This window comes from Streptomyces sp. NPDC001231 (genome assembly GCF_042896885.1).
In the GTDB taxonomy this organism is placed as follows: domain Bacteria; phylum Actinomycetota; class Actinomycetes; order Streptomycetales; family Streptomycetaceae; genus Streptomyces.
Genome location: NZ_JBIAXS010000005.1, coordinates 253922 through 280548 on the forward strand (window position 1 = coordinate 253922; position 26627 = coordinate 280548).

General features: G+C 73.6%; 22 protein-coding genes and 2 pseudogenes. 10 read left to right on the forward strand and 14 right to left on the reverse strand.

Annotated features, from left to right (window positions below):
• Positions 1-194: 194 nt before the first annotated feature.
• A pseudogene (locus ACFY3J_RS08895) lies at positions 195-400 on the forward strand (hypothetical protein); the annotation flags it as partial.
• Between the two features lie 64 nt (positions 401-464).
• Here the strand turns inward: ACFY3J_RS08895 and ACFY3J_RS08900 are convergent.
• Positions 465-950: a hypothetical protein gene (locus tag ACFY3J_RS08900; RefSeq protein ID WP_390840604.1), complete on the reverse strand. Its 486-nt coding sequence runs from the start codon at positions 948-950 to the stop codon at positions 465-467.
• A 186-nt stretch (positions 951-1136) separates the two neighbouring features.
• On the opposite strand from ACFY3J_RS08900, the gene ACFY3J_RS08905 reads away from it, so the two are divergent.
• Positions 1137-2057 (forward strand): NAD(P)-dependent oxidoreductase, encoded by a 921-nt coding sequence (locus tag ACFY3J_RS08905; RefSeq protein WP_384174615.1) that lies wholly within the window; start codon positions 1137-1139, stop codon positions 2055-2057.
• A 33-nt stretch (positions 2058-2090) separates the two neighbouring features.
• Here ACFY3J_RS08905 and ACFY3J_RS08910 read toward each other — a convergent pair whose 3' ends face one another.
• The 9 genes and pseudogenes from ACFY3J_RS08910 to ACFY3J_RS08950 form a co-directional block, all read right to left on the reverse strand.
• Positions 2091-3014 carry a hypothetical protein gene (locus ACFY3J_RS08910; protein WP_384174617.1) on the reverse strand — a complete coding sequence of 308 codons (924 nt, stop codon included), beginning with the start codon at positions 3012-3014 and terminating at the stop codon, positions 2091-2093.
• Between the two features lie 144 nt (positions 3015-3158).
• Positions 3159-3524 (reverse strand): annotated as a pseudogene (locus ACFY3J_RS08915) (hypothetical protein).
• 38 nt (positions 3525-3562) lie between these two features.
• Positions 3563-4621: a hypothetical protein gene (locus ACFY3J_RS08920; protein WP_390840605.1), complete on the reverse strand. Its 1059-nt coding sequence runs from the start codon at positions 4619-4621 to the stop codon at positions 3563-3565.
• Between the two features lie 90 nt (positions 4622-4711).
• A complete protein-coding gene (locus ACFY3J_RS08925; RefSeq protein WP_390840606.1) occupies positions 4712-5533 on the reverse strand; it encodes a rod shape-determining protein in 822 nt (273 codons plus the stop codon).
• A gap of 81 nt (positions 5534-5614) precedes the next feature.
• The gene (locus tag ACFY3J_RS08930) at positions 5615-5947 is read right to left on the reverse strand and encodes a TraR/DksA family transcriptional regulator (protein ID WP_384174624.1); all 333 of its coding nucleotides are present in this window, start codon (positions 5945-5947) and stop codon (positions 5615-5617) included.
• Between the two features lie 168 nt (positions 5948-6115).
• Positions 6116-8524, reverse strand: a complete 2409-nt coding sequence (gene secD / locus ACFY3J_RS08935) for a protein translocase subunit SecD (protein ID WP_390840607.1) — start codon at positions 8522-8524, stop codon at positions 6116-6118.
• Between the two features lie 72 nt (positions 8525-8596).
• Entirely contained in the window at positions 8597-9049 is a 453-nt protein-coding gene (locus tag ACFY3J_RS08940) for a hypothetical protein (protein WP_390840608.1), read from the reverse strand.
• Positions 9050-9164: 115 nt separating this feature from the next.
• On the reverse strand, positions 9165-9824 hold the full coding sequence (locus tag ACFY3J_RS08945; protein ID WP_100568361.1) for a response regulator transcription factor: 660 nt from the start codon (positions 9822-9824) through the stop codon (positions 9165-9167).
• Positions 9825-9826: 2 nt separating this feature from the next.
• Entirely contained in the window at positions 9827-10783 is a 957-nt protein-coding gene (locus ACFY3J_RS08950) for a HAMP domain-containing sensor histidine kinase (protein ID WP_384174630.1), read from the reverse strand.
• A 298-nt stretch (positions 10784-11081) separates the two neighbouring features.
• Here ACFY3J_RS08950 and ACFY3J_RS08955 point away from each other — a divergent pair, with 298 nt between their 5' ends.
• The 7 genes from ACFY3J_RS08955 to ACFY3J_RS08985 all read left to right on the forward strand — a co-directional run bounded on the left by ACFY3J_RS08955 (position 11082) and on the right by ACFY3J_RS08985 (position 21277).
• On the forward strand, positions 11082-11405 hold the full coding sequence (locus ACFY3J_RS08955; RefSeq protein WP_225076525.1) for a TraR/DksA C4-type zinc finger protein: 324 nt from the start codon (positions 11082-11084) through the stop codon (positions 11403-11405).
• A 57-nt stretch (positions 11406-11462) separates the two neighbouring features.
• Entirely contained in the window at positions 11463-11834 is a 372-nt protein-coding gene (locus ACFY3J_RS08960; protein ID WP_384174632.1) for a TraR/DksA family transcriptional regulator, read from the forward strand.
• The gene (locus ACFY3J_RS08965) at positions 11831-12655 is read left to right on the forward strand and encodes a rod shape-determining protein (protein WP_390840609.1); all 825 of its coding nucleotides are present in this window, start codon (positions 11831-11833) and stop codon (positions 12653-12655) included. Before ACFY3J_RS08960 ends, ACFY3J_RS08965 begins: the two co-directional genes overlap by 4 nt.
• Positions 12656-12801: 146 nt before the next feature.
• Positions 12802-13455 (forward strand): hypothetical protein, encoded by a 654-nt coding sequence (locus ACFY3J_RS08970; RefSeq protein ID WP_384174636.1) that lies wholly within the window; start codon positions 12802-12804, stop codon positions 13453-13455.
• A 433-nt stretch (positions 13456-13888) separates the two neighbouring features.
• The gene (locus ACFY3J_RS08975) at positions 13889-15988 is read left to right on the forward strand and encodes an SPFH domain-containing protein (RefSeq protein ID WP_384174638.1); all 2100 of its coding nucleotides are present in this window, start codon (positions 13889-13891) and stop codon (positions 15986-15988) included.
• 172 nt (positions 15989-16160) lie between these two features.
• The gene (locus tag ACFY3J_RS08980; protein ID WP_390840610.1) at positions 16161-21104 is read left to right on the forward strand and encodes a DNA repair ATPase; all 4944 of its coding nucleotides are present in this window, start codon (positions 16161-16163) and stop codon (positions 21102-21104) included.
• A 5-nt stretch (positions 21105-21109) separates the two neighbouring features.
• The gene (locus tag ACFY3J_RS08985) at positions 21110-21277 is read left to right on the forward strand and encodes a hypothetical protein (protein WP_384174642.1); all 168 of its coding nucleotides are present in this window, start codon (positions 21110-21112) and stop codon (positions 21275-21277) included.
• A gap of 25 nt (positions 21278-21302) precedes the next feature.
• Here ACFY3J_RS08985 and ACFY3J_RS08990 read toward each other — a convergent pair whose 3' ends face one another.
• Positions 21303-21569, reverse strand: a complete 267-nt coding sequence (locus ACFY3J_RS08990; RefSeq protein WP_141359764.1) for a GlsB/YeaQ/YmgE family stress response membrane protein — start codon at positions 21567-21569, stop codon at positions 21303-21305.
• A gap of 210 nt (positions 21570-21779) precedes the next feature.
• Here ACFY3J_RS08990 and ACFY3J_RS08995 point away from each other — a divergent pair, with 210 nt between their 5' ends.
• A complete protein-coding gene (locus ACFY3J_RS08995) occupies positions 21780-22973 on the forward strand; it encodes a TerD family protein (RefSeq protein WP_390840611.1) in 1194 nt (397 codons plus the stop codon).
• Between the two features lie 560 nt (positions 22974-23533).
• Here the strand turns inward: ACFY3J_RS08995 and ACFY3J_RS09000 are convergent.
• The 3 genes from ACFY3J_RS09000 to ACFY3J_RS09010 all read right to left on the reverse strand — a co-directional run bounded on the left by ACFY3J_RS09000 (position 23534) and on the right by ACFY3J_RS09010 (position 26610).
• A complete protein-coding gene (locus ACFY3J_RS09000; RefSeq protein WP_384174647.1) occupies positions 23534-24217 on the reverse strand; it encodes a phosphatase PAP2 family protein in 684 nt (227 codons plus the stop codon).
• A 632-nt stretch (positions 24218-24849) separates the two neighbouring features.
• Positions 24850-25707 (reverse strand): hypothetical protein, encoded by an 858-nt coding sequence (locus tag ACFY3J_RS09005; RefSeq protein ID WP_390840613.1) that lies wholly within the window; start codon positions 25705-25707, stop codon positions 24850-24852.
• A gap of 270 nt (positions 25708-25977) precedes the next feature.
• Positions 25978-26610: a TetR/AcrR family transcriptional regulator gene (locus ACFY3J_RS09010; protein ID WP_384174651.1), complete on the reverse strand. Its 633-nt coding sequence runs from the start codon at positions 26608-26610 to the stop codon at positions 25978-25980.
• Positions 26611-26627: the final 17 nt, after the last annotated feature.

Consider the following 26627-nt stretch of genomic DNA (forward strand, 5'->3'; position numbering starts at 1 on the left):
TCGCGTTCCGCGAAAAGCGCACCGTGCCTCCTGCCCGGTCATGGTCCCGCCGTGGGCGGTTCGGACACTCACATGTACGGGCCGGGAAGCGTGAAGAACCTTTTGATTTGGTAAAAAGAACTGCCCGTCATGTGAGACTGCTCACGCTCGCGGGGCAGTTGAGCCCGCTTCCCCGGCCGCCGCGTCCACGTCGCAACGTCGTGCGGCCCCCGCAGCACAACCTCGCGAGGCCCTCGGCACGCGGTTCGTCGCGCCGGACGCCTTCGAGGAGGACGTCCGCGTGCCGCACAAGGCCAACCGGCTGCTCCTCCATCACGCCAACCTCGTGCACAGCGCGACCGGTTACTGCGGTCGGAGCCTGGAGGACAAGCGCATGACGGCGGTCTTCTTCCGGATGGCCCGACCCGGTCCCTCAGGGGCGCCGCCCGGGGCCGGCCGGGGGGCGGGGCGCACGGCGCGGCGGATCAGTACCGCAGCGCGGTGCCCACGTCCGCCCTGACGGGGCCGGACAGCTTGCGGATGCTGCGGGCGGTGGCCGTGGCGGTCTTCCCGGCCGGTACGTCGGGGACGGTGACGAGCACCGTGTCGAGCAGGTTGCCGCCGCTGTCCTTGAAGTCGACCCGCACGGCGAAGGACTTGGCGGAGTCCGCCCTGTTCTCCACCCTGACCGCGACGGTGGCGTGCCCGTCCGAGGCGGTGGCCGGGGCGCCCAGGGTCACGGCGCTCCGGGCGTCGATGCCGTTCTTCACCTCGTCCAGCCTGCGGCCCGCCTCCGCGGTGGCCGAGGAGAGCATCTCGTCGGCCTGCGAGGCGAGCGAGGAGACCGCGGACGCCGCCTGGCTCGCGCTGCCGGAGGGTGTGCTGCCGCCGCCGGAGCAGCCGGTCGTGCCGAGGGCGACGGCCACCGCGAGCGCCGCGCCCGTCGTCCAGCGTGCCCGGTGACCGGCCATGTCGCCTCCCACTGCCCGTTCGCCCGCCCCTCGCGCGGAGAAGGGACCGGCCACCCCTCAAGTGAACCGCCGGGCACGGGTACCCGCACCTTCGTGTCACCCGTCGGCCCCGCGGCCGAGCCGCTGCGCCGGACGCCGGCCCGGGGTCCGCGCGATACTCACCGCATCGATCAGGAGGAGGACGGCATGACCGACATCCGTACCGTGGGCGTCCTGGGCGCCGGGATCATGGGCGCCGCGATGGCCCGCAACCTCGCGAAGGCCGGGCACACCGTCCGGGTGTGGAACCGCACCCGGGCCAAGGCCGAGCCGCTGGCCGCCGACGGCGCGCACGTCGCGGACACCCCCGCCGAGGCGGTGCGCGACGCCGACGTGGTCCTGACGATGCTCTACGACGGCGGCACGGTGCTGGAGGTCATGCGCGAGGCCGCCCCCGCGCTGCGTCCGGGCACGGTCTGGGCGCAGTCGACCACGGTCGGCCTGGAGGCGGCCGGTGAGCTGGCCGACCTCGCCCGTGAGCACGGACTGGTCCTCTACGACGCCCCGGTGCTCGGTACCCGGCAGCCCGCCGAGGCGGGCCGGCTGACCGTGCTGGCGGCGGGGCCGGCCGAGGGCCGGGAGACGGTGACGCCGGTGTTCGAGGCGGTCGGCGCCCACACGGTGTGGACGGGTGAGGACGCCGCGGCGGCCACCGCCACCCGGCTGAAGCTGGTGGCCAACAGCTGGGTCATCGCGGCCACCGCGGCGACCGGGGAGGCACTGGCCCTGGCCAAGGGGCTCGGAGTGGACCCCCAGGGCTTCTTCGACCTGATCGCCGACGGCCCGCTCGACATGGGCTACCTGCACGCCAAGGCCGGCGTCATCCTCGACGGCGCGTACCTGCCCCCGAGCTTCGCGGTGGCCACCGCGGAGAAGGACGCCCGCCTGATCGTCCAGGCCGGCGAGGCCCACGGCGTCCGCCTGGACGTGGCCGCCGCGAGCGCCGAACGCTTCGCCCGCGCCGCCGCGGGGGGCCATGCCGACGAGGACATGGCCGCGGCGTACTTCGCCAGCTTCGCGGACGACTCCGGCGGGCCCGGCGAGTCCGCCGGACCCGCCGGGTCCTGACCGTTCGGCCGCCCGCACCTGCGGGCCGGGTGGTCAGCCGAGGCAGATCACCAGCAGGCAGAGGTGGGACGGCGACGTGGGCGTGTCCGTGGGGCTCGTCTGCGGGGCGTGCTGGGCGTTGCCGTCGGACGAGCCGGCCCCGGGCGCGGTCCGCTGGGTCGCCGTCGAGGACGACCGGGAAGCCGACTGGCCCGATTGGCCCGCCGGGACCGGCTGGGCGGACGGGGCCGACTGGCCCGGCTGGGTGGCGGAGCTGGAGCCGCCGGCGGCCGGCGCCGTGTTGTCCGGCCGCGGTGCGGACAGCACCGTCCGCGTCGGCGCCTCGTGCACGCCGGCGGGCGCGGACGGGGCCTGCGCGGTACGGGGAGCGGCGGCGTCCGGGCGTACGTCCTGCGGCGTGGTGCCCCGCGGCGCCGACCGCTGGTGCGGCACACCGGCCGCGGGCGGGGACTGCCGGGTGTCGGAGGGCGACGAGGACGGGTCGCCGTGCTGCGCCGGCCGGCTGTCCCCCACGGTGCCCGTGTGCGGGGCCTCCGGTGCCGGGGCCGCCTGCGTGCGGTCGGTGGAGTGCCGGTCCATCGAGGCGACGGTCAGACCTCCCCCGACGAGAGCGACGGCGGTCGCCACCAGAGCCCTGCGCTGGGTCTTCTTCCAGCGGGCCAGCTGACGGCGCCGGGCCGCACGCCCGGGCCGCTGCCGCGGTGGCGGCGCGTCCGTCGCGTCTGCGGCGAGGCCCGCGGGGATGTCGCCGGGGACATCGGCGGGGATGTCGCCGGGGGCGAGGCCCGCGGCCCCGCCCGCCGCGAGGCCGGCCGTGCGGGCCGTCGCGGAATCGGTCGCGGTATCGGTCGTGAGGGGCGCCGTGACGTCCGGTGCTATGTCCGGTGCGTACGCACCGCAACCGGGGCACACCAGGGCGCCGTTGAGGTGCCTACGGCACGTGGAGCAGTAGTCCATCCGGTCTTCCTGACTAGGCCTGCCGAGCGGCCAGTCACGCTAACAAGGCTCGCGAGGGACTGTGTGCAGCCTGTGTGACGCTCCTGCGCGGATTCCCGTCACCCGAACCCGAGCGTGTATGCCCACTCGGGTCCGGGTGGACCGTCAGGCGCGGTCGGTCAGCTCCTCGGCGTACACCTGCGACAGCGGCTGAGGACCCACGTACTGCTGGCAGTTGCACTGCCCCGGCTCGAAGCGCAGCGGCTTCTTGTTCTCGTCCCAGGCCGTCGGCACCTCGACGCGCTCGTGGCACCGGCCGCTCTTGTCGTGCTTGGCCAGATGGTGGGTGCATCCGCACACCGGCTCCGGCGGCTTGTGCGCCGTCTCGACCGCCAGCCGCTAGGCCTTCGCCGCCTCCATCAGTTCGAGCTTGCGCTCGTGCCGGTTGCGCAGCGCGGTGCGGACGTTGTCGGCGAGCCAGGCGAAACCGCCGGTCCAGAAGACGATCAGCACCCACCAGATCCAGCCCATCGGCCCTCACCCTTCCCCCTGCGGAGTCCATCGTGATTTTAGGAGGAGTCCCGGGCGTTCGCGCCCGGCAGGGCCGGGTGACGTCGCGGACGCTGCGGCGGGTGGTGCGGATGCGGGCCCGTCGGGGCACCAGCCGGGGCCGGGGCCGCGACCCGCCGCCATCCGTCCAGTGCGGCCGCCCGGCCCGGCAGCCATCTCGGGCCGCGGCCGTGGAAGAGCGCGAGGACGATCGCCGCGGCCACCGCGATGAGGTGCTCGCGGCCGGCCAGGTTGGGCCTGACCACCGACTCCGCCACCATCGAGCCGCCGGTCAGGAAGAACACGACCGGGGCGCGCCGCACCACGGACAGATAGGTGAACAGGCCCACCACGGCTGCGGACGGCCCGGTGTCGAGGATCCGGCCGGCCTCGGGCGGCAGCCCCAGCCCCCACCAGCCGGGCCCGATCGCGATCATCGCCCGCACGGTGAGGGTGCCGGCCAGGGTGGTCGCGTACGAGATGAACAGCGTCCGGCCCCGGCCCAGGGTGAGTTCGGCCAGCGCGAACGCGAGGAACAGCTGGGTGATGCCGGCCCACACCGGCAGGTCGAGCGCCGGGACGTACAGCGACACCGGGGTGCGCAGCAGGGCCAGCCACAGCGGCAGGTCGCCCTGGACGCCGCCGAGGACCCGTACCGCCGCCGCCCCGGCCGGCCGCTGCGCCACCTCGTGGAAGAAGATCACGCCGAAGGCCGCCACGAAGGCCAGTACCAGTCCGGACAGCCCCCGGCGCGCCAGTTGCCGTACGGGGTCGACGACGATGCCGTGCCACTCGGCGCGCAGCGTCCGCCCGGTGAACCGCGCGAACCGTGCGGCCACGTCACGCACCCGCGCCGGTCCGCCGTCCTCCGGCCCGCTGTTCTCCGGTCCGGCGCGCTCCGGTCCGCTGTTCTCCGGTCCGCTGTTCTCCGGTCCGGCGTGCTTCGGTCCGCCGTTCTCCGGTCCGGCATCCGGTGGTCGGCCGCTCCGCCGTCCGCGGCCCCGCCACTCGTCGTCCGCCGGTCCCCCCGGATCCGCCGGCTCCCCTGTCGATGGCTGCGTACCGCTGTGCTGCTGCACCGCCGTTCGGCTCCTTAGCAGTTCCCCCACCCCACCGTGCGCACAACCGTATGGACCGTAATCGAGCCCGCCGCGTTCCCACAGACGGCGTCACAGCGGCGGCAGGGGCAGCGGCGGGCTCAGGGCGGGATGGCGCAGGACCGAGTGCAGGGCTTCGACGGCGCCACGTACGGCGGCGGTCTGCGGCCGCGGCACGGCCCGGACGTGGCTGCGCAGCCGCGCGGAGAGCCGGTAGGCGAGCTCGGGGCGCAGGGCGCCGCCGCCGGCGAGCAGCGGGCCGCGGTCGAGAGCGTCGACGAGTGCGGGCCGGCGATCGTCCCGGAGCAGCCCGGTGACCAGCGTGGTGACGGCGGTGACCAGTTCGGCGAGGGTGGCGGCGCGCACGTCGTCGGTGCCCATGGTGGCCCGGCGGGCGGCGGCCACCCGGCCGTCGGTGAGCAGGGCCACCTCGCTGAGCTGGGCGCCGACGTCGATGACGAGCAGTGCGTCGGACAGGTCGGCTCCGGCGCCCAGCGCGGCGGCGCGGACGCTGTCGATGGTCAGCACGGCCCGCGGCCGCAGTACCTGAAGGACGCCGACGGCGGTGGCGTGGGGCCGCGGCCCGCTCAGGACCGGGGTGGTGAGGACGACGACGGGCCGGGCGTGGTGCGGGACGCGGTCGGCCAGCAGCCGGGAGACGAGCCGGGTCGCGGCGGCCGGGTCCACGACGGTGCCGCGCCGGACGGGGCGGGCGGCGGCGGAGCCCTGGTGGGTGACCGTGGGCACGTCGAGGATGCCGCCGAGACCCTCCGCCCAGACCCGGGTCCGGGCGCTGCCCAGGTCCAGGGCGATGCCCGGACCGCGCCTGCGGACCGGTCCGGTGGGCCTGCGGCCCGCCGGGGCGGCGGCTGCCGTGCTGTCGCCGAGGATCACCGGTCGGCCTCCTTCACCTCGGACAGGGGACGCGAACGCGGACCGCGCCACGCGGCGGCGCCGTCGGGCGCGGGAGCCGGATCAGCCGGCGCGCTGCTGGCAGGGCACGCAGCAGCGCGCGTACGGAAGGATCTCCAGGCGCTCCACCGGGATGGGCTTGGCGCAGTCCTCGCAGTTCCCGTAGGAGCCGTCGTCCAGCCGGGCGAAGGCGGCCTCGATGTCCTTCAGCGCCCGCTGCAGGGCGTTCTTCTGCGCGGTCAGGAGGTCGTCGGCCTCCTGACCGCCGTCCTCGGTCTCCTGGACGGCCCGCAGCTGGGCGAGGCGGGAGTTGCGCTCGTGTTCGAGGCGCTGCCGGGCATCGTGCGCGCTCAGGCGCTCGGCCGCGGAGGCACTGCTGGTGGTCTCCCACGACATCGGCGATACGGTCCCTTCTGGCAAAAGAGCCGGTGACGAGGGGGGCCGCGGTGACGTACGGCCCCCCTCCTGACCCTCCAGCGTGGCCGCGCGCGCGAGATGCGGCCATCGGTCGCAGTACCCATTTCCGGTGGGCGGCGGGGTGCACCGCCGCCCACCGTCAGGGCCTCAGACCCGCGCCGGTGCGCTCCGGCGGGCGGGCTTGCCGCCGCCCGAGCCGCCGCCCGAGCCGCGGCGCCGGCCGCCGCGCTCGTGGCGGTGCAGCTCGATGGCGAGCGGGGAGGCGGTGAACACCGAGGAGTAGGTGCCGATCACGAGACCGATGAGCAGGGCGAGCGCGAAGTCGGTCAGTGAGTCCCCGCCGAAGACCGTCAGGGAGATCAGGATCAGCACCGCGCCCATGCCCGTGTTGATCGTGCGGGGCAGTGTCTGAAGGATTCCCTTGTTGGTGATCTGCTCCAGCGGTGTCTTGCGGTCGCGTCCGAGCAGTTCCCGGATGCGGTCGAACAGGACCACCGAGTCGTTGACCGAGTAGCCGATGACGGTGAGCAGTGACGCCAGGAACACACCGTCGATGGGCTTGCCGAGCCACGCGAAGACGCCGACGAGGATGACGACGTCGTGCGCGAGCGCGGCGACCGCCGCGGTGCCGAACAGCCATCGGAAGCGGGCCGCGAGATACAGCAACTGTGCGGTGAGGGCGACGCCGAGTGCGATGAGCGCGTTGCGGCGCAGCTCCTCGCCCAGGCTCGGGCCGATCAGCTCGTCGCGGATCTTCTCCGTCTTGCCGCCGAGTTCGCTGATGGTCCCGGTGACCTTGGCGGCCTCGGCGTTGGTCAGGTCCTCGGTGCGCACGGTCAGGCCGTTGTCGTTGGACGACTGCACGAGCGCGCCGGGGAAGCCCGCGTCGGCGAGGGCGGTGCGGGCCCGCTCGGGGTTCACGGGGGTCGCGGTGGTGTACTCGATCAGCCGGCCGCCGGTGAACTCCAGGCCGAAGTTCAGGCCCCGGGCCGCGATGCCCGAACCGGCGAGCACGAGCAGGACCGCGGAGACGGCCAGCCAGCGACGCGGGTGGCGCATCAGGTCCGGGTCGCGGCGCACGAGCAGATCGCGGACTCGACCGGTGGTCGCCAGACCCGTGAGCAGGTGGCGGCGGCGCACCCAGGCGCGGTCCACGGCGAACTCGGCGAGCACCCGGGTGATCACCAGCGCGCTGATCATGGACGCGGCGACACCGATGGCGAGGGTGACGGCGAAGCCGCGCACCGGACCGGTGGACAGGAAGAACAGCAGTCCCGCGGCGATCAGCGTGGTGATGTTGGAGTCGGCGATCGCGCTGAAGGCGTTGCGGAATCCGGCGGTGAGGGCCGAGCGCGGGCTCGGCCGGTGCATACCGGCGTACTCCTCACGGGCTCGTTCGAAGACGAGCACGTTGGCGTCCACGGCCATGCCGATCGCCAGGACGAAACCGGCCAGGCCCGGCAGGGTCAGGGTCGCGCCGAGGACGGCCAGGGCGGCGTAGGAGATCACTCCGTAGCAGAGCAGGGCCACAGCCGAGAGGAAGCCGGTGAGGCGGTAGACGGTGATGATGAACAGGATCGTCAGGGCGGTGCCGATCACCGCGGCCCAGGCGGTGGCCTCGATGGCGCTGGCGCCGAGGGTGGGGCCGATGGTGTGCTGCTCGACCGTCTCGACCGGCACGGGCAGGGCGCCGCCGTTGATGAGCAGCGCCAGCTCGCGGGCCTCGGCGTCGTCGAAGGAGCCGGTGATCTGCGTGGAGCCGTCCGCGATGCCCGTGCCGCAGGCGACGGACGGGGCGACCTGCGGGGAGGAGATGATCCGGTCGTCGAGCACGATGGCGACCCGGCGCGCGGGGTCGCCCACCTCGCGGCAGGCGGCCTCACTGGTCAGCTTGGCCCACGCGGTCCGGCCCGCCTTGTCGAAGTCGACGGTGACGGTCCAGCCGGCGCCCGTCTCCTGCTCGAAGCGGGCCTGAGCGCCCTTGACGTCCTTGCCGGTCATGGCGCTGTCCTGAAGGCGCAGCTTCTGCCCCGACTCGTCGGGCAGGACGAGTTCCTTGGACGCGTCGGGCTCCTTGGACGCGTCGGGTTCCTTCGAAGCGTCGGTTTCCTTGGGATCCTTGGGTTCCTTGGGTTCCTTGGGTTCCTTGGACGCCTCGGGCTTGGACGTGGCGGGGTCCTCGGTGCCGTCGGCGACGCCGACCACCGGGTGGAAGGTCAGCTGGGCGGTACGGCCGAGCACGTCGGCCGCCTTCTTGGGGTCCTGCACGCCGGGCAGCTCGACGATGATCCGGTTGCTGCCCGAGCGGACGAGGGTCGGTTCGGCGACGCCGAGCGCGTCGACCCGGCCGCGCAGCACCTCCAGGGAGCGGTCGGTGGCCTCGCGGTCGGCCTTGGTGGTCGGGGTGGAGCGGGTCTCCAGGACGATCTGGGTGCCGCCCCGCAGGTCGAGTCCGAGGCGGACGGGGATGGTGGCGGTGATGTACACGGACAGGGCGATCACGGCGAGGGCGAACAGCGCTCTCACCCGGGAAGTACTGCGTTTCGTACGTTTCAACGGAGGCCTCCGGCAGGCACGCCGCGACTGCGGCCGACGCGGTCACGGCGGTCGAGGGGCGAACGGGGGACGTCAGATGCCGAAGGCCCGCGGCGGTGCCCGACCGCCGTCCTGCACCACGTGCACCGTGCGGGCGGCGACGGTCACCGGGACCGGTCGCGTCCGCCCGGGTGCGGGGAGGGGGACGTCCGTGACGTCCTCGGTGGTGGCGAACTGCCCGTGCGCGACGGGCCGGTCCCCGTGGAACTCCTGCCGGGTGCCGTCCTGCCCGGAGCAGACGACGGTGCACCCCTGCCCGGCGTGCGGGGCGTCCGTGGGACGCTCGTCGGAGCCGGGGTGGCCGCCGCCGGGCGCGGAGCCGGAACGCGGTCCGGGTGCGAGGTCCGCGACGGATGCCGCCGCGATGGCGGGCGCCGGCAGCGGCGGAGGGCTGCCGGTGGTGAAGACCGCCAGCAGGGTGAGCAGCGCGGCCGTCAGGAAGGCCAGGGCACGGGACGAGGGAGCGGTGCTCGGCGCTGGGTGCATGCACCGTCCCCTTTCCTGTTCGTGGTGGCACTCGTGGCGGACGCGGGTGTGTCGTACCCGGGATCCCGACCGGGGAGTGGGCAGCCGGGACCCCGGGCGGTCGTGGGGCGGGCCGTCAGGGTTCGATCAGACCGGCCCGGATGGCGTAGCGGGTGAGTTCGAGCCGGTCGCGCAGACCGAGCTTCTGGAGCAGGTTGGCGCGGTGCCGCTGGACGGTCTTGATGCTGATGAAGAGGATCTCGCCGATCTCCTTCGAGGAGTGCCCCTCCGCGACCAGCTTCAGGACCTCCTCCTCGCGGGGCGTCAGGACCTGGTCCGGGGTCTCCTCGCCGTGGCGGACCCGGTCCAGGTAGTTGCGGATGAGCGCGGTCACCGCGCCCGGGTACAGGAACGGCTCGTCCCGCATCGCCGCCCGGCACGCGGCGACCAGGTCCTGGTCGGCGACGGACTTCAGCACGTACCCGCTGGCACCGGCCTTGAGGGCCTGGAAGAAGTACTGCTCGTTGTCGTGCATGGTGAGCATCAGGATCCGCAGGTCCGGCTTGAGCGCGACCAGCTCGCGGGTGGCCTGGAGCCCGGTCAGCCGCGGCATCGCGATGTCCAGCACGGCGAGGTCGATGTCGTGGGTGCGGGCCATCTCGATGGCCTCCGCGCCGTCACCGGCCTCGGCGACCACCTCCAGGTCCGGTTCCTGGTCGAGGATGAGCCGCACCCCCCGTCGTACCAACGCGTGGTCGTCGGCGAGCAGGATGCGGATCGTGGTCGGCTCGGACATGGTCAGGTCTGCTTCCTGGGGACGACGGGCGCGGTCAGCCGGACCTCGGTTCCGGCCGCGGGGGCGGGGGCGATGTCGAGGCCGGCCCCGATGAGCAGGGCCCGCTCGCGCATGCCGCGTATGCCGGCGCCTTCGTGCGCCGCCTTGATGCCGCGGCCGTCGTCGGTGATGGCCAGCACCACGGCGTCGTCGGTGCGCCGCAGGCTGACCACGATCCGTTCGGCGTCCGCGTGCCGGGCCACGTTGGTCAGGCTCTCCTGGGCGACACGGTAGAGGACCAGTTCGGTCTCCGGCTCCAGGGCGGGCAGGTCGGCGTCGAAGCGGCGCACGACCTGAAGCCCCGTGTGGGTGGCGAAGTCGTGGGTCAGCGAGGTCAGCGCGGCGACCAGACCGAGGTCGTCCAGGACGCCGGGCCGCAGCCGGCGCACCAGCCGGCGGACCTCGTCCAGGCTCGACCGGGTGATCTCCTGCGCCTGGTGCAGTTCGTCGCGCAGCGGCGGGGCCGCCTCGTCCGCGGCCCGCTTGAGCGCGAGCAGGATCGCGGTCATGCTCTGGCCCACCTCGTCGTGCAGCTCCTGCGCGATACGGCGCCGCTCGGCCTCCTGGGCGAGCAGGACCCGGGCACTGCTCGTGGCCCGCTCGTTCTCCAGCCGGTCCAGCATGGCGTTGAACGTGCGGATGAGCTCCGCGACCTCGCCGCCGCCCTGCTCGGGCAGCCGCTGGCCGGGGCGCAGCAGGTCCACGGTGGTCATCAGCTTCGTCACCCGGTCCAGCGGGGCCAGCCCCCAGCGCAGCAGGGCGGCGTTGGCGACCAGCATGACGGCGAGGCCGCCCACCAGGATGACGGCCTCGGTCAGCACGACCGGCACCGAGACGGTCACCGGGGCCCACAGCAGCAGCGCGGTGGCCGTGCCCAGCACCACTGCGTTGAGCCCGAAGATCCGCCAGAACAGGGACACCAGGGTCGAGCCTCCTTCCGTGATGCGGTCTGCCTCTACTGTCGGGCATCGCGCATCCTGGACGAGCCGCGGCCCCCTGGTCCCGACCGGGCCTGCCGCCAGTCTCCCTCCCGCCGGCCGCCGGGATCGATGGGGCACGGTCCCCATTTCGCCGGGTGCGGCCTACCCATGCGCGTGTCGAGTGGATCCCCCGACCGGCCGCAAATGGGCTCTGGACCCGATGGGAAACCGCGGCGGGTTCGACCAGGGTTGATGTGACCGACCCCCGTCCCCCGTTGCAGAAAGAAGGGCACTGACGATGTCGCTCGACGCCGCCCGGACCGAACCCCGCGAGCGCCTGTCCGCTCAGGAGGCCCGCCGGCGCCTTGAACACGCCCGCGGGACCCGGCTGGTCCAGCTGGAAGCCCTCGGCGAGACCGGGCAGACGGCGGACGACCACCTGATGTCCTCCCAGCGTGAGGCCATCCAGCGGGTGCTGAAGGAGATCGACGAGGCGTTCGCCCGCATCGAGGACGGCACCTACGGGACCTGCCTGGAATGCGGCAAGCCGGTCCCGGCGGAGCGCCTGGAGATCCTGCCGTACACGGGGCACTGCGTCGCCTGCCGGCGCCGTACCGCCTGACCCCGCCCGCCCCGTCCGTCCTGCCTTCGTCTTCCGCCCTGCCCAAGGGGTGAAACGGTGAACAACCAGATCATCGGCGACCGCGACACGTACCTGACGGCCGAGGACCTCGCCGCGCTGCGCGCGAACCTCGACGAACAGCGCATGTTCCGCCAGGAACAACTGGAGCAGATCTCGGCCGCCGCGACGTCCCGCGCGGACGCCCTGCTCCAGCAGCAGGCCGCCTCGCAGGTGGAGGTCCGCGTGAAACTCGCGGCCTCCGCCCGCATGGTCCTCGCCGACGTCGAGGCGGCCCTGGCGCGCATGGACGAGGGCAGCTACGGCACCTGCCACCTGTGCCGGCGTCCCATCGCGCGGGAGCGGCTGGAGATCGTGCCGCAGGCCCGCTACTGCGCGCGCTGCCAGCAGGTCAGGGAGGCCGGACGGTGACCGTCACCCAGCGTTCGCGTGCCGCCGCGGCCACCCGGCACCGGCCGTGGCCGCTGGGCCGGCAGGGCTGGGGCGTCGCCCTCGACATGGGCAGCGCCCGCACCCGCGCCTGGGTCGCCGGGCGGGGGCTGGTCCTGGACGTCCCCACGGTGACGTTCCCCGGCTCCGGGGCGGTGTACCCGATCCAGCGCGGCACGATCATCGACACCGAGGGCACCGCCCGGATGCTCGACCGCCTGCTCGGCAACCGCCTGCCCCGCTTCACCCGCCCCCTGGTCGTCCTCACCGCCCCCGTACTGGACGGGGTGGCCTTCCGCAACGAGGCCCGTACGGCGGTGGAGGTGCTGCGGCCGCGCGGCGTGCTGACCATTCCCAGCGCGCGGGCCGTCGCCCTGGCCGCGGGCGCGGACCTGTCCCGCCCGCTGCTCGTGGTGGACATCGGCGCGCATCTGACCGAGGTGGTGCTGCTGTCGGAGGGCGCCGTCGTCGACGCGCGCCGCACCGCGCTGGGCACCAGCGACCTCGACTCCGCCTCGCCGATGCAGATCTGCGAGGCGGTGGCCACCATGGTGACCGCGATGCTGCGGCAGGACCGTACGTCGCTCACCGTGGACGCCCTGCGCCGGGGCGCCCTGCTGGCCGGGGGTGGAGCCCTGCGCCCGGAGATCACCTACCACCTCACCGGCAGGCTGCACGCCCCCCTCAAGGCCGTGGCGGCGCCGCACACCGCCGCCGTCCGTGGTGCCGCCACCCTGCTGCGGGCCGCGCACGACCACCCGGAGGGCCCGGCGGGCGCGTCCTCCGGACCACCCGCCCCCTAGACCCGTAGACCAGCCCCCGTCCCCACCGCGCACGGAAAAAGAGGACCACGCGGACCACGCGGACCACGCGGACTGTGCGGACTGCGCGGACTGCGCGGATCACGAGGACCACGAGGACCACGAGGACACGGAAGGAGGGCCGCACCATGGCCGGCGGCATCCCTCGGGCCCAGCCGCCCCCCGAAGGGCTGTTCCCCGACGACCCGCTCCCCGACGAACTCCCCAGCCGCATGCTCTGGCGCATGCGGCGCAACCCGATGCGCCGCCCCAGCGACCTGCTCCAGGCGTGGATCGGCCTCGGCATCCTGCTGGCCGTCCTGGCCGGCACGCCTGTGGCCATGTTCTTCGTCGGCGACACCGCCCTGCGCCACTACGAGCAGGCGGCCGAGCACCAGGAGAAGACGCGGCGGCAGACCACCGCGGTCCTCCTGCACGCTGCTCCCCGCCATCCCGAGCCGGGCTCCGAGGAGGCGAAGAAGACCCGCTATCCGGTACCGGTGCGCTTCACCGACCAGGGCGGGCTCGCCCGCACCGACAGGACCGACGTCGAGCCCGGCCTGCCCGCCGGCAGCTCCGTCGACATATGGGCCGACACCGACGGCCGCATCACCGAGCCGCCCCTGACCACCGCCCAGGTCCGCAGCCACAGCACGGGCTGGGCGATCCTCGCCGCCCTGGCCGTCCCGGTCACCGGCGCCGCGGTGTACGGCGCCACCGGCCTGCTGCTCCGCCACCGCAACCTGGCCGCCTGGGACAGCGCCTGGGCCCGCACGGCCCCCCGCTGGCCGCCGTCCCCGTGATCGCGGGGTGCCGGCGGCCGCGGGCCGCACCGTGCCGCATCCGGTACGGCCCGCGAAGACGGCGGCGCTCTCCGGACCTTCCGAACCCGGTTCCCCGATCTTGATGCTGCACTGTCAGGTCACCGGCAGGAAGTACCGCCGAACACTGCCGGAAACCGGCAATGTGCGAGGTAGGCCAGGTCGGGCATCATGTTGCGAGGGGAGCACCGCGGACGGTTCCGGTGCCGGACACCGGCAGATGTCCGGTGCCGGGGCCGGCAGGGGGGAAGTACCGCCGCCCGGTGCGTCGCAGGGGGAAGAGGGGGCTCGAAGATTCCGCGGCGCACCCGCCGCCCGCCGCCCGGCGCCCGAGTCGCCGGGACACGGCGGGGGCCGGACCCGGCCACCCGGTCTCTCCCTTACTCACCGTTCCTTACCGTCAAGGACGTATGCCATGGATGTCATCGGCGCACTCGTCGCGGCCTGCCTGCTCCTCGTTCTCCTCGTGCTGTTCACCTTCTCCCGGCTGTTCCGGAAGGTGGAGCAGGGCAAGGCCCTGATCGTCTCCAAGATGCGCAAGGTCGACGTGACCTTCACCGGCCAGGTCGTCCTGCCGGTGCTGCACAAGGCCGAGGTCATGGACATCTCGGTGAAGGCCATCGAGATCACGCGCACCGGCCGCGAGGGGCTCATCTGCCGGGACAACATCCGCGCCGACATCCGCATCACGTTCTTCGTACGGGTCAACAAGACCGTCGAGGACGTCGTCAGGGTCGCCCAGGCCGTCGGCACCGCCCGCGCCAGCGACCGGGACACGTTGCAGGAGCTGTTCCACGCCAAGTTCTCCGAGGCGCTGAAGACCGTCGGCAAGCAGATGGACTTCACCGACCTCTACACCAAGCGTGAGGAACTGCGGTTCCAGATCATCGAGGTCATCGGTGTCGACCTGAACGGCTACCACCTCGAGGACGCGGCGATCGACTACCTGGAGCAGACGCCGCTGACCCAGCTCGACCCGGGCAACGTCCTCGACGCCCAGGGCATCCGGAAGATCACCGAGCTGACGGCCGTGGAGCACGTGCGCACCAACGAGGCGCAGCGCACCGAGCAGAAGGAGATCACCCGGCAGAACGTCGACGCGCGCGAGGCCATCCTGGAGCTGGAGCGCCGCCAGGCGGACGCCGAGATCAAGCAGAAGCGGGAGATCGAGACCTCCCGCGCCCGCGAGGAGGCCGAGACCGCCCGCGTGGTGGAGGAGGAGCGGCTGCGCGCGCAGAGCGCCTTCCTGCGCACCGAGGAAGAGCTCGGCGTCCAGCGCGAGAACCAGGCCCGTGAGGTCGCCGTCGCCGCGAAGAACCGCGAGCGGGTCATCGCCATCGAGAACGAGCGCATCGAGAAGGACCGCCTCCTGGAGGTCATCGCCCGGGAGCGGGAGACCCAGCTCACCCGGATCGCCGCCGACAAGGAGGTCGAGGCGGAAAAGCGGGAGATCGCCGAGGTCGTCCGCGAGCGGGTCGCGGTGGACCGTACGGTCGCCGAGCAGGAGGAGTCCATCAAGAAGCTGCGCGCCGTGGAGGAGGCGGAGCGCGAGCGCCAGGCCGTGATCATCGCCGCCGAGGCGGAGGCGCAGGAGAAGCTGGTCAAGGACATCAAGGCCGCCGAGGCCGCCGAGCAGGCCGCCACCCACCGCGCGGCCGAGGAACTCACCCTGGCCGAGGCCCGGTTGAAGACCGCCGACCTCGACGCCCGCGCCAAGCTGCGCCTCGCGGAGGCCGTCAAGGCCGAGGCCGCCGCGGAGGGGCTGGCCGCCGTCCAGGTCCGCGAGCAGGAGGCCGAGGTCATCGAGAAGGCCGGCCGCGCCGAGGCCGAGGCGTTGCAGGCCCGGCTGCGTGCGGAGGCCGAGGGCGCCCAGGCCAAGGCATTGGCCGAGGCTCAGGGCACCGAGGCACGGCTGCGCGCGGAGGCCGAGGGCGCTCAGGCCAAGGCGCTCGCCGAGGCCGCCGCGATCGGCGAGAAGCTGAAGGCCGAGGCGGCGGGCCTGACCGAGAAGGCGGCCGCGATGGCCGCCCTGGACGAGGCCTCCCGCGAGCACGAGGAGTACCGGCTGCGGCTCCAGGCGGAGAAGGAGATCCGGCTGGCCGGCCTGGAGGCGCAGCGGCAGGTCGCCGAGGCGCAGGCCACGGTCATCGCGACCGGCCTGGAGCACGCCGACATCGACATCGTCGGCGGCGAGTCGGTCTTCTTCGACCGCCTGATGAGCGCCATCTCGTTCGGCAAGGGCGTCGACGGCTTCGTGGAGAACTCCCGGACCGCGCAGGCCCTGGCGGGGCCCTGGCTGGACGGCTCGTCGAACTTCACCGACGACCTCGCCCGGATCCTCGGCCAGGTCAGCTCGGCCGACGTCAAGAACCTGACGGTCTCCGCGCTGCTGATGAAGATGATGCAGTCGGGCGGCACGAACGCCGGTCAGCTCCAGCAGCTCCTCGACCGCGCCGGTGAGCTGGGCCTCGCCGACACCCCGCTCACCGCACTCAACGGCACCGCCCGGGTCTGACGACCCGCGGGGACGGGCCCCAAACCGCCGCCGGAAGACGGCGGTCGAGGGCCCGCCCCGCGGACACGCCGGAATCACGGGGCCGAAAAAGCCCCGCCGACGGGGCCCGGCCTGATCCGCCGGACAGGCCGGGCCCCGGGCCCGCACCTCTTCGCGAAGGGACGCACCACCCATGGCCACCGCCCTGGAGACGGGTTCGTACGACTCCGTGGACACCGGAACGTACGAGGTGCTGCGCGACCGGCTGACCGCGCAGGCCGCCGAGCTCGCCCGCGGTGCCGAGCGACTCAACGCCCGACGGGCCGAGGAGTTCGGCGCCACGCGCCTGGACCTCACCGGCACCGGCCGGCTGCGCACCGAGCACCCCAGCGTGCCCCGCGACGTCGTGGCCGTCGGCGACCGCCTGCTGTTCGGGTACAACGGCAACCGGCCCGAGCCCGAGGTCGGCGACGTCCTCGCGCTGCACGACCGGGAACTGAACCGGCTGCCCGAGGACGCGGTGCCCGGACTCCTCGACGACCCCGCCTTCGTAAGGGAGTTCGGGGCCCTGCATCGCTACTACCGGCAGGCCCGGCTGCTGAGCTTGCGCCGCGTGGAGGGCCGGCTCCTGGCCGTCTTCCGGACCGGCGAGAAGGCCGGCGACATCCGGGTGCTGCGCTGGACGCTCACCGCCGACGGCCGGGCGACGTTCCTGGACGGGCGCGGCGAACGCGACCATGTGCCGCCGCCGTCCCACGACTTCGAGTGGACCGCGACCGGCCGCGAGGACCACGTCCTGGGCCGCCACCCGCACGTCTCCGTGCGCGGCGAGATCTTCGTCTCCACCGTCGGCGGCCACCTCACCGTCAAGACGGAGGACGACACCGAGACCGGAGAGGGCATCCACAGTGAGCCGGTCGACGAACCGCTCCAGTCCCTCGCCGACGCGGATGTCGCGCACGCGAGCGTGGGCCCGCTGATCCTGCTGCGGATCCGCCCCTACAAGGAGCAGGCCCACCGCTACCTCGTCTTCCACACCCTCACCAGGGGCGTGGTCCGCCTCGACGGCATCGGGCAGGCCTGCCGGCGTCTGCCCGACGACCAGGGCATCGTGTTCCCCGGGGGCTACTGCCTGGCCACCGGCGCCCACAAGACCTACGAACTCGACAGCACGGGCCTGGAGTTCGAGCGCGAGGTGCGTTCGCCCTACGGCGAGGACGTGCTGTACGCCTTCCACGCGCCCGCCGAGGGACGCAGCCTGCTGCTGTCGTACAACACCATCCGCGAAGAGGTCGCCACCCCGCTGTCCTGCCACGGCTGGGCGCTGTTCGACGACGGCACGCTGATGGCGCTGCGCACGGACCCCTCGGCGGGCCCCGACGAGCCGGGCCGCGTGCACCCCCTCCAGCTGTGGAGCTCCCCCTACGTCTCCGACACCCACGCGGGAGCCACGGGCACCGGACTGCTCGGCCGGGTCGGCAACGCCGACCTGGTGCGGGGCATCTCCGACTGCCTGTCCATCAGCCGCGCCGTCGCCGAGACCACGCCGACCGCCGAGGTGTACGAGGCGCTGGCCGCCGGCTGCGTCCGCGCCCTCGACAGCCACCACTGGCTGGGCGAGGAGGAACTGGGGGACCTGCGCACCCCGCTGGACGCCGTACGGGCCACCGCCGAGCAGGTGCTGGGGGAGTTCCGTACCGTACAGACGCTGACCCGGCAGGCCGCCGACGCGCTCGACGCGGCCGCCGGCCGGCTCGCCGCGGTGGTGCGCCGGCTGCGCGGCGAGGCACCGCGCGGCGCCGCCGCCTGGGTCGGCGGCCTGAGCGAACTGAGGCAGGCCCAGGGCCACTTGCTGACCCTGAAGGAGATGCGGTACGCCGACACCGCCCGCATCGACGAGCTGGCCGCCGAGACGGAGGCCGACCTCGCCACGTTCGGGCAGCGGGCGGTCGCCTTCCTGGCCCGCGAGGACGCCTTCGCCGACCACCACGAGGAGGTCGAACGCCTCGCCTCCGACGCCGAGTCGATCGGCAGCGTCGCCGAGGCGGCACCGGTCGCCGGCCGGCTCGACGACCTCGCCGGCTCGCTGCGCACGGTCACCGAGGTCGTCGCCGGCCTCGACATCGGCGACGCCACCGTGCGCACCTCCGTCCTGGAACGCATCGCCGAGGTGCTGGGCGGTGTCAACCGCGCCCGAGCCCTGCTCGACGCCCGCCGCCGCGAACTGCGCGACCACGAGGGACGCGCCGAGTTCGCGGCCGAGTTCGCCCTGCTCGGCCAGGCCGTCACCGGCGCGCTCGCGGCCGCGGACGATCCCGAGGCCTGCGACGAGCAACTCGCGTCCATGCTGGTGCGGCTGGAGAACCTGGAGTCCCGCTTCGCGGAGTTCGACGACTTCCTCGGCGAGCTGACCGACAAGCGCACCGAGATCTACGAGGCCTTCTCCGGCCGCAAGCAGGGCCTCCTGGACGCCCGCGCCCGCCGCGCCGAACAACTCGCCGCGTCCGCGGGCCGGGTGCTGGAGACGATCGCCCGGCGCGCGGCCACGCTCGCCGACGCCGACGCCGTCAGCACCTTCTTCGCCTCCGACCCGCTGGTCGCCAAGGCCCGCCGCACCGCCGGGGAACTGCGCGAACTCGGCGACCCGGTAAGGGCGGAGGAGCTGGACGGCCGGCTGAAGTCCGCCCGCCAGGAGGCCGCCCGCGCGCTGCGCGACCGCACCGACCTGTACGCCGACGGCGGCCGCACCCTCCGCCTGGGCACCCACCGCTTCGCCGTCACCACCCGGCCGCTCGACCTCACCCTGGTCCCGCACGGCGACGGCCTCGCCTTCGCCCTGTCCGGCACCGACTACCGCGCCCCGGTCACCGACCCGGGCTTCGCGGACACACGCCCGTACTGGGACCGGCGGCTGCCGTCCGAGTCGCCCGAGGTCTACCGCGCCGAACACCTCGCCGCCCGGCTGCTGCGCCGCCACGGCGCGGCCGCACCGGCACAGGCCGACCTGCCGGCCCTGGTGCGCGGGGCCGCGGAGGAGGCGTACGACGAGGGCTACGAGCGCGGCGTGCACGACCACGACGCGACGGCGATCCTCACCGCCCTGCTCCCCCTGTACGAGCAGGCCGGGCCCCTGCGCCACGAACCCGCCGCGCGAGCCGCCGCCCAGCTGTTCTGGGCGCACGGCACCAGCGCCGAGGCCCGCACGGCCTGGACCCGGCGAGCGGCCTCCCTGGCCCGCGCCCGCGACGCCTTCGGCCCGTCCCCCGCCATCGCCGAACTCGCGGCGGAACTCGCGGCGGCCCTCGAGACCTGGCCGGCCGCCCCGGGCGGCCACGGACCGGCCTCCCTGGGCGGCCACGGACCGGCCTCCCTGGGCGCGGGCGACCTGGCGCCAGCCGCCGCGGCGTATCTGTTCCAGGAGCTGACGAGCGGGCCCGACGGGTTCGTCATCAGCGCCGCCACCCGCACCCTGCTCGACAAGTTCCGCCGCACCGTGGGCAGTTCCGCCTACGACGAGGACCTGGCGGCGCTCGACGACCTCGCCGCGCGCCGCCAGCTGGCCGAGGCGTGGCTGTCGGCGTACGTCACCTCCACCGGTACCGAGACCACCGCCGGTGACCTGGCCGAGGCGGTGGCCGCCGAGCTGTGCCCGGACCTGCCCCGCTACGAGTCCGAGGTCTCCCCGGTGACCACGGTCGAGGGCCTGCTCGGCACCCACCCGCGCATCGAGGGCCGCAACCTCACCCTGCGGATCGACGAGTTCCTGGCCCGCACCGAACGCTTCGAGACGCGGGAGGCACCCGCCTTCCGCGCCTACCAGCGCCGCCGCACCGCCCTGGTCGACACCGAGCGGGCCCGGCTGCGCCTGGACGACCACCGCCCGCGCTCCATGGCCGCGTTCGTCCGCAACCGGCTCATCGACGAGGTCTACCTGCCGCTCATCGGCGACAGTCTCGCCCGCCAGCTCGGCACCGCGGGCGAGACCAGGCGCACCGACACCGGCGGCCTGCTGCTGCTCGTCTCGCCGCCCGGCTACGGCAAGACCACGCTGATGGAGTACGTCGCCGACCGTCTCGGCCTGATGCTGGTCAAGATCAGCGGCCCGGCGCTCGGCCACGCCGTCACCTCGCTGGACCCGGCCGAGGCCCCGAACGCCACGGCCCGACAGGAGATCGAGAAGATCAACTTCGCGCTGGCGGCGGGCAACAACACCCTGCTCCTCCTGGACGACATCCAGCACACCTCGCCGGAGCTGCTCCAGAAGTTCATCCCGCTGTGCGACGCCACCCGCCGTGTCGAGGGCGTCCGGAACGGCGAGGCGCGCACCTACGACCTGCGCGGCAAGCGGTTCGCCGTCTGCATGACCGGCAACCCCTACACCGAGTCGGGCGAGCGCTTCCGCGTCCCCGACATGCTCGCCAACCGCGCCGACGTCTGGAACCTCGGTGACGTCCTGACCGGCAAGGAGGACGTCTTCGCCCTCAGCTTCCTGGAGAACGCGCTCACCGCGAACCCCGTGCTGGCCCCGCTGGCCGGCCGCGACCGCCGCGACCTCGACCTGTTCCTCCGGCTCGCGGCCCATGACCCCGCAGCCCACGCCGACCGGCTCGGGCACCCCTACGCGCCCGCCGAGGTCGAGCAGATCGTGTCCGTGCTGCGCCATCTGCTCGGCGCGCGTGAGACGGTCCTCGCGGTCAACGCCGCCTACATCGCCTCCGCCGCCCAGTCCGACGCGACGCGCACCGAGCCGCCGTTCCGGCTCCAGGGCTCCTACCGCACCATGAACAAGATCGCCCAGCGGCTGCGGCCCGTCATGAACGACGCCGAACTGTCCGCCGTCCTCGACGACCACTTCACCGCCGAGGCACAGACCCTCACCACGGGAGCCGAGGCCAACCTGCTGAAACTGGCCGAACTGCGCGGCACCCTGACCCCGCAACAGGCGGATCGCTGGGCCGAGTTGAAGTCCGCCCACGTCCGCGCGCAGGCCCTCGGCGGCCCGGCCGGGGATCCCCTCACGCGCGCGACCGCCGCTCTTGCCCTGCTGGCCGACCGGATGGGCGCCATCGAGGCCGCCCTGACCGGCAGCACCGCCTCCCGGGCCCGGCACGCGGCCGAGCGCGCAAAGGAGGAGTGACGACGATGGAGACGATGACGGCGGTCACCGCGGCGATGGCCTTGATGACGCCCTTCCTGGTCCCGCTCAGCACCGCCACGCTGATCGTGGCGGCCAGTACGACCGTCCTGATCCGCCGCGACCGCCGCCGGGCCCACGCCTACCGGTGCCCGTCGCCGGCCGAGGAGGAGTGAGCGCCTCCCGGGCGGTGCCGCCGGATCAGTTCCGCGAGTTGCCGAACAGGAGGCGGTAGCCGATGAGCAGCACGAGCGAGCCGCCGATGGCCGCGCCCCAGGTGTAGAGGTCGAAGAAGTTGCTCTCCACGGGCCGGTCGAGGAACCTGGCGGAGAGCCACCCGCCCACGAACGCGCCCGCGATGCCGATGAGGGTCGTGCCGATCAGTCCGCCCGGGTCCCGCCCCGGCAGCAGGATCTTGGCGATGGCCCCGGCTAGCAGTCCGAGGATGATCCAGCCGATGATGCTCACGTCGCCTGTCCTCCAGGAGTGTTGGTTGCCCGATCGCGTGGTTCCGGATGCCTGCTCTGGTCAGGACGCGAGGTACGGCACCCGTGGTTGCCTGGCCGGTCCGCGTCCAGCCACATATTTTCATTATTGCGCAACCCCGGAACTGCCGAGGAGGGCAAGCGCGTTGACCCCCATGAACACGGGGGACCGGAAAATCTGCGGAGGAGTTCGATGAGTGTGCCCTTGACCAAGGGCGGCAACGTTTCGCTGAGCAAGCAGGCTCCCGGCCTGACGGCGGTCACGGTCGGGCTGGGCTGGCAGGCGGATGCCGGATACGAGCTGGACGCCAGCGCGCTGTTGTGCGACGCGTCCGGCAAGGTGCTGTCCGAACGGCACTTCGTCTTCTTCAACAACCTGAGCAGCCCCGACGGTTCGGTCCGCCACAGCGGCGGCGGCAGCCCCGTCGGCGGCGACGACCAGCGGATCGACGTCGACCTGACCCGTGTGCCCGCCGAGATCACGAAGGTGGTCTTCCCGGTCTCGCTCCACGAGGGAGCCGCCCGCGGGCAGTCCTTCGGCCGGGTGCAGCACGCCCACATCCGCGTGCTCGACCGGGAGGGCGGCGCCGAACTCGCCCGGTACGACCTGGCGGCCGGCGGCCTGGCCGGTGAGACGGCGCTGGTCTTCGGCGAGCTGTACCGGCACGGCGCCGAGTGGAAGTTCCGGGCGGTCGGACAGGGGTACGCCTCGGGCCTCGCGGGCATCGCCACCGACTACGGCGTGGACGTCCTGCAGGAGACGGCCGACCCGGACCCGGACCCGGACCCGGACCCGGCCCCGAACCCGGCCCCGTCCGCCCCGGACCCCGGTACGGGAGCGTACGGCCCGCCCCCGCCGGCCCCGGCGCCCACGCCCCCGCCCGCCCCCACACACATGCCCCCGCCCAGCCTCCCTGTGACACCGACACCGACCCTGGTGTCCCCCCAGCCGCCGATCGTCGCCGCACCACCGCACCCCACGAGGAGTCCCGACATGACCTGCTTCTTCGACCCCGGCCACGGCCCCGGCACGACGAGCGTCAGCTGGTACCCGCAGTGGGGCGTGCCCCGGCCGGTCCAGGCGTGCGCCGAGTGCGCGCAGCGCGTCCAGACCACCGCGCCGCCGTTCTACACCCCGCCCCAGCCGATGAGCCCCGGATATCCCCAGGCCCAGCAGGGCTATCCGCAGCAGGGCTATCCGCAACAGGGGTACCCGCAGCAGGGCTACCCGGCCCCCCAGGGCGACCAGCAGCAGGGCGGTCGCCGCTTCGGCACCGGCGCGCTCATCGGCGCCGGCGCGGCCGGCCTGGTCGGCGGGGCCCTGCTGAACGAGGCGTTCGACGACGACGAGCCGGACGTGGTGATCAACAACTACTACGAGGAATGACCGGCTCCCGCGGAGCCGGGGAGCGGGGCGGAGAAGGCGGGACATGACCGGTGCCCGGTCGCGCCGGCGTTGGCCCGGCGGTGGGGCTCCTGGCCGCCGCCTCCCACAGCGGCGTGCGCGCGGCCGGCGGGCCGCCCTCCGGCTCCGCTCCCCGGTCCGCGCCGGTTGTCCCGGCCCCGGCCTCGCCCACCGGCCCGGCGCGGGCCTCGGCGACGGCGACCACGGGACCGTACGACCCGGCCGACCACGCCCCCAGGTGCGCCGGAGGGCCGACCGGGCGGGCGTCAGCGCACGGCTGCTGACGGCGATCGTCTACAACGAGTCGTACCAGCCCCACGAGCCCGGTCTCGAAAAGGGGCCTGGCAGAAGTGGCAAGCCGGACGCCGCCTTCGGCATCGCCGACATGCTCGCCCCCGCCCGCGGGGGCCACCCCCGGCAGCCAGGCCCGGTCCCACCTCGACAAGCTGCACGCGAACCGGGCCAGGGGCCGGACGGTCCGCTCCTGACCCGACGAGAGGCGCTAGTTGTGCTGTGACCGGCAAACCTTTCCGGTCACAGCGCTAGACCCGGGCCCGCGTCGCCGCCCGGCCCGAGCGCGCCGTCGGCCGGGCCCGCTTCGCGGTCCGGGCGACGAGCAGCGGACTCAGTGGCCCGGCGCCCAGCCGTTCCACCAGCGGCGGGGCGAACCGGCGCGCCATCAGCACGACGATCAGGGTGATGACGGTCCCCACCAGGGCGCCGACGCCGACGTCATGGGGGTAGTGGGCACCGACGTAGACACGCGAGGCCCCCATCGCCACGGCCATGAGCAGGGCGATGGACCCCAGCCACCGGCTGATGACGAGCAGGGCCACCGCGAACGCGAAGGCGACCGTGGTGTGGTTGCTGGGGAAGGCGTAGTCGTCGACCGGGGGACACGCCTCGATGAGGAAGCTGTGCGGGAGGGCCCGGCAGGGGCGCGGCTCCTCGAAGACGTTCTTGATCCCGCTGTTGACGACGTACGCCAGGATCACGGCGAACGGCGTGGCCAGTACGGCGGCCATCACCGTGTTCCCCTCGCGCCGGGCGCGCCACCAGGCCAGCAGCAGGAAGAGCGCGAACAGGCCCATGCCGAGGTCGGAGAAGAGCGCGGCGGGCTCGTTCAGCCAGTGCGTGTCCCGAGCGAAGTTGGTGACGTCGGTGTAGAGGCCGCCGTCGATGGCCGCGCCGTCGAGCCCCGTGGCGGGCGGGGAGGAAGTCGTCATCAGGTGGATCTCCGGGCCATGGGTCCACGTGCGTGAGCGCTCCGGGGAACGCGTGTGAACACACGCGGACGCAGAAGTGGAACCCTCGTGAAGCCGGGCCGTCCGAGGGATGAACGTCTACAGATTGGTAGACGGTAGCAGTTGGAGATCGGGTTGCTTCAGGCGCCGTCGTATTGCCGCCGGGCCGATCACGGCCTCCTGAGGACGGGCGGTCGCGGCCAGAGGCGTCCTGGCGCTCGCCGTCATCCGCCCCGGCTCGCGCGGCAGCGCCACGACCAGGCAAATCCGCGGGGAACGCTCCGGCGGCGGGCTCATGCGGCCGGCGGGCCGGCCAAGTGATGGAGCACCGGCCAAGTGATGAAGCAGGGGCAGACCCGCCACGGGGGGGGTGCGAACGAGTCTGCCCCTGCACGATGCCGCCCGCGTACCTCCCCCCGGAGAGCAGGCGGCCTGACCCCGCCCGGGGGTCACTGGGTTCAGCGCTGCGGGAGCGCCGAATGTCACGGGTCCCGGTGCACTGACACGAAGTCGACACATCTGTGCAGTAAGGCACTCATCGCGTCACTCAGTGCGTCACAACTCGCAGGCGGCATTCCATGTGATCCCACGTGATTCCATGCGATTCCACGCGTTCACGTGCCGGATTGCCCGGTCTTCGCCGCACCGGCCTGGGGAGCGCGGCCCGGCGGACTGGTCTGTCCGTTCTTCTGGTTCTTCTGGTTCTTCTCGACGGCCGAGTTGCCGTTCGGCTGTCCGTTCTCCTTGCCCGGGTCGCTCGCGTTGCCGGGGTCGCTCCCGCTCCCGGAGTCGTTCCCGTTGCCCGAGCCGCTCCCCTTGCCCGGGCTGCCGGTCTCGGCCTGCGCCAACTGGTCGGCGCAGTAGGCGTCGACGTTGTCCTCGCCTCCGGCGGCCTCGACGAACCGCTTCCAGGCCGTCGACTCCAGCGCCTTGCCGCTGCCCTTCACCGACGCGTACGCGCGGCAGTGGGCCTGGATGTCCTTGGCCGTCGGCGGCCGGTCCCGGGTCACGGAGGGAACGGGCGTGGGGGAGGCGGGCCCGGTCGGTGCGGCGTCGGTGGGCGCCGGTGCGGTCGACCGGTCGGGCGACGGAGCCTGGGGAGCGGTGGGCGACGGATGCCGCCGTGCGCGACCGTCGTCCGCTGCCTTCCCGTCGGATTTCGGTGAGCCGATCGCCGCGATCGCCACGCCGCTGAGCGTCAGGCCGGCGAAGAACACGGCGATGGCGGCCCGCACCGAACGCCGCCCCGGGACGCGCCGCGGTCGCCAGTCGTCCCGCCTCCGCGCCCGTGCCTGCTGGTGGGCGCCCTCCTCCCGGGCGGCCCGGAAGGCGGCCACGGCCCGCTGCTCGGCCGACGCGTCGAGGGCCTCGGCGCACAGGGCGCGGCGGAGGACGGGTTCCAGCGCGGTGGCGCGGGTGTCACCGTCGCCGCCGGGCCCGCGGCCGCCCGTGCCGGCGCGTCGGCGGTCCACGCCCCCACCGTCGCTGTGTCGGTCGCCCATACCCGTGTCCATCCCATGCGGTTGCTACTCGTTCGCTCTACGGATCCGACGCCCTCGCTGCTCATTCCGACTGCCTCAGCGTATGGAGGCCCTATCCCGTCACACCCGGCCTCTGCCGACCGGTCCGGCCAGGGCGGGGCATGGCGTGTTCAGGGACAGGCACGGCTCGATCGCCGTCGGCGCGGACGGCGCGTACCGCACCGGTGCGCCGTGCGCCTTCAGGCCGCCGTCAGGCCGCTGTCACGCGTCGAGACCGCCGAGGCCGTCGATGCCGTCGAGGAGCAGGGTGAGTCCTCCCAGGAACTCCTGGTCGGCGCCGACGTTCCGGGCGTCCCGGGCGGTCTCCGCCATGTGCGGGAACTCGGCGGACGGCAGCTCGGTGATGGCCACGGTGCCCGGACCGGACAGGGCTCCGAGATGTTCGAGCTGGATGGCCCCGATGACGTAACTGAGCAGTCCGCGCAGGGCGACGACCCGCCGCTCGCCCGTGACGCCCGCCTCGGTGAGGACGGCGAGCACGGCCTCCGACCAGCGCAGCACTCCGAGGGAGTGGTGCCGGTGGGAGATGGCGAGCGGGACGATCGCCGGGTGGTCCGCCACGGCGTCGCGCAGCCGCCGCACCATGACCTCGATCCGCTCGCGCCACGGCATGGCGGGGTCCGGCGGCTCGACGTCCACGCGGGCGAGTACGAGCTCGACGACGAGTCGTTCCAGTTCCTCGCGGTCGTCCACGTACCGGTAGAGCCCCATCGTGCTCATGCCGAGTTCCTTGGCGACGGCGCGCATCGACAGTCCGGTGAGCCCGTCCCGGTCGATGACTGCGAGGGCGGCCGCGGCCGGCTGGTCCTGTGTGAGTGAACGTGGGCGTGGCATGGCGGTTGACAGCGTAC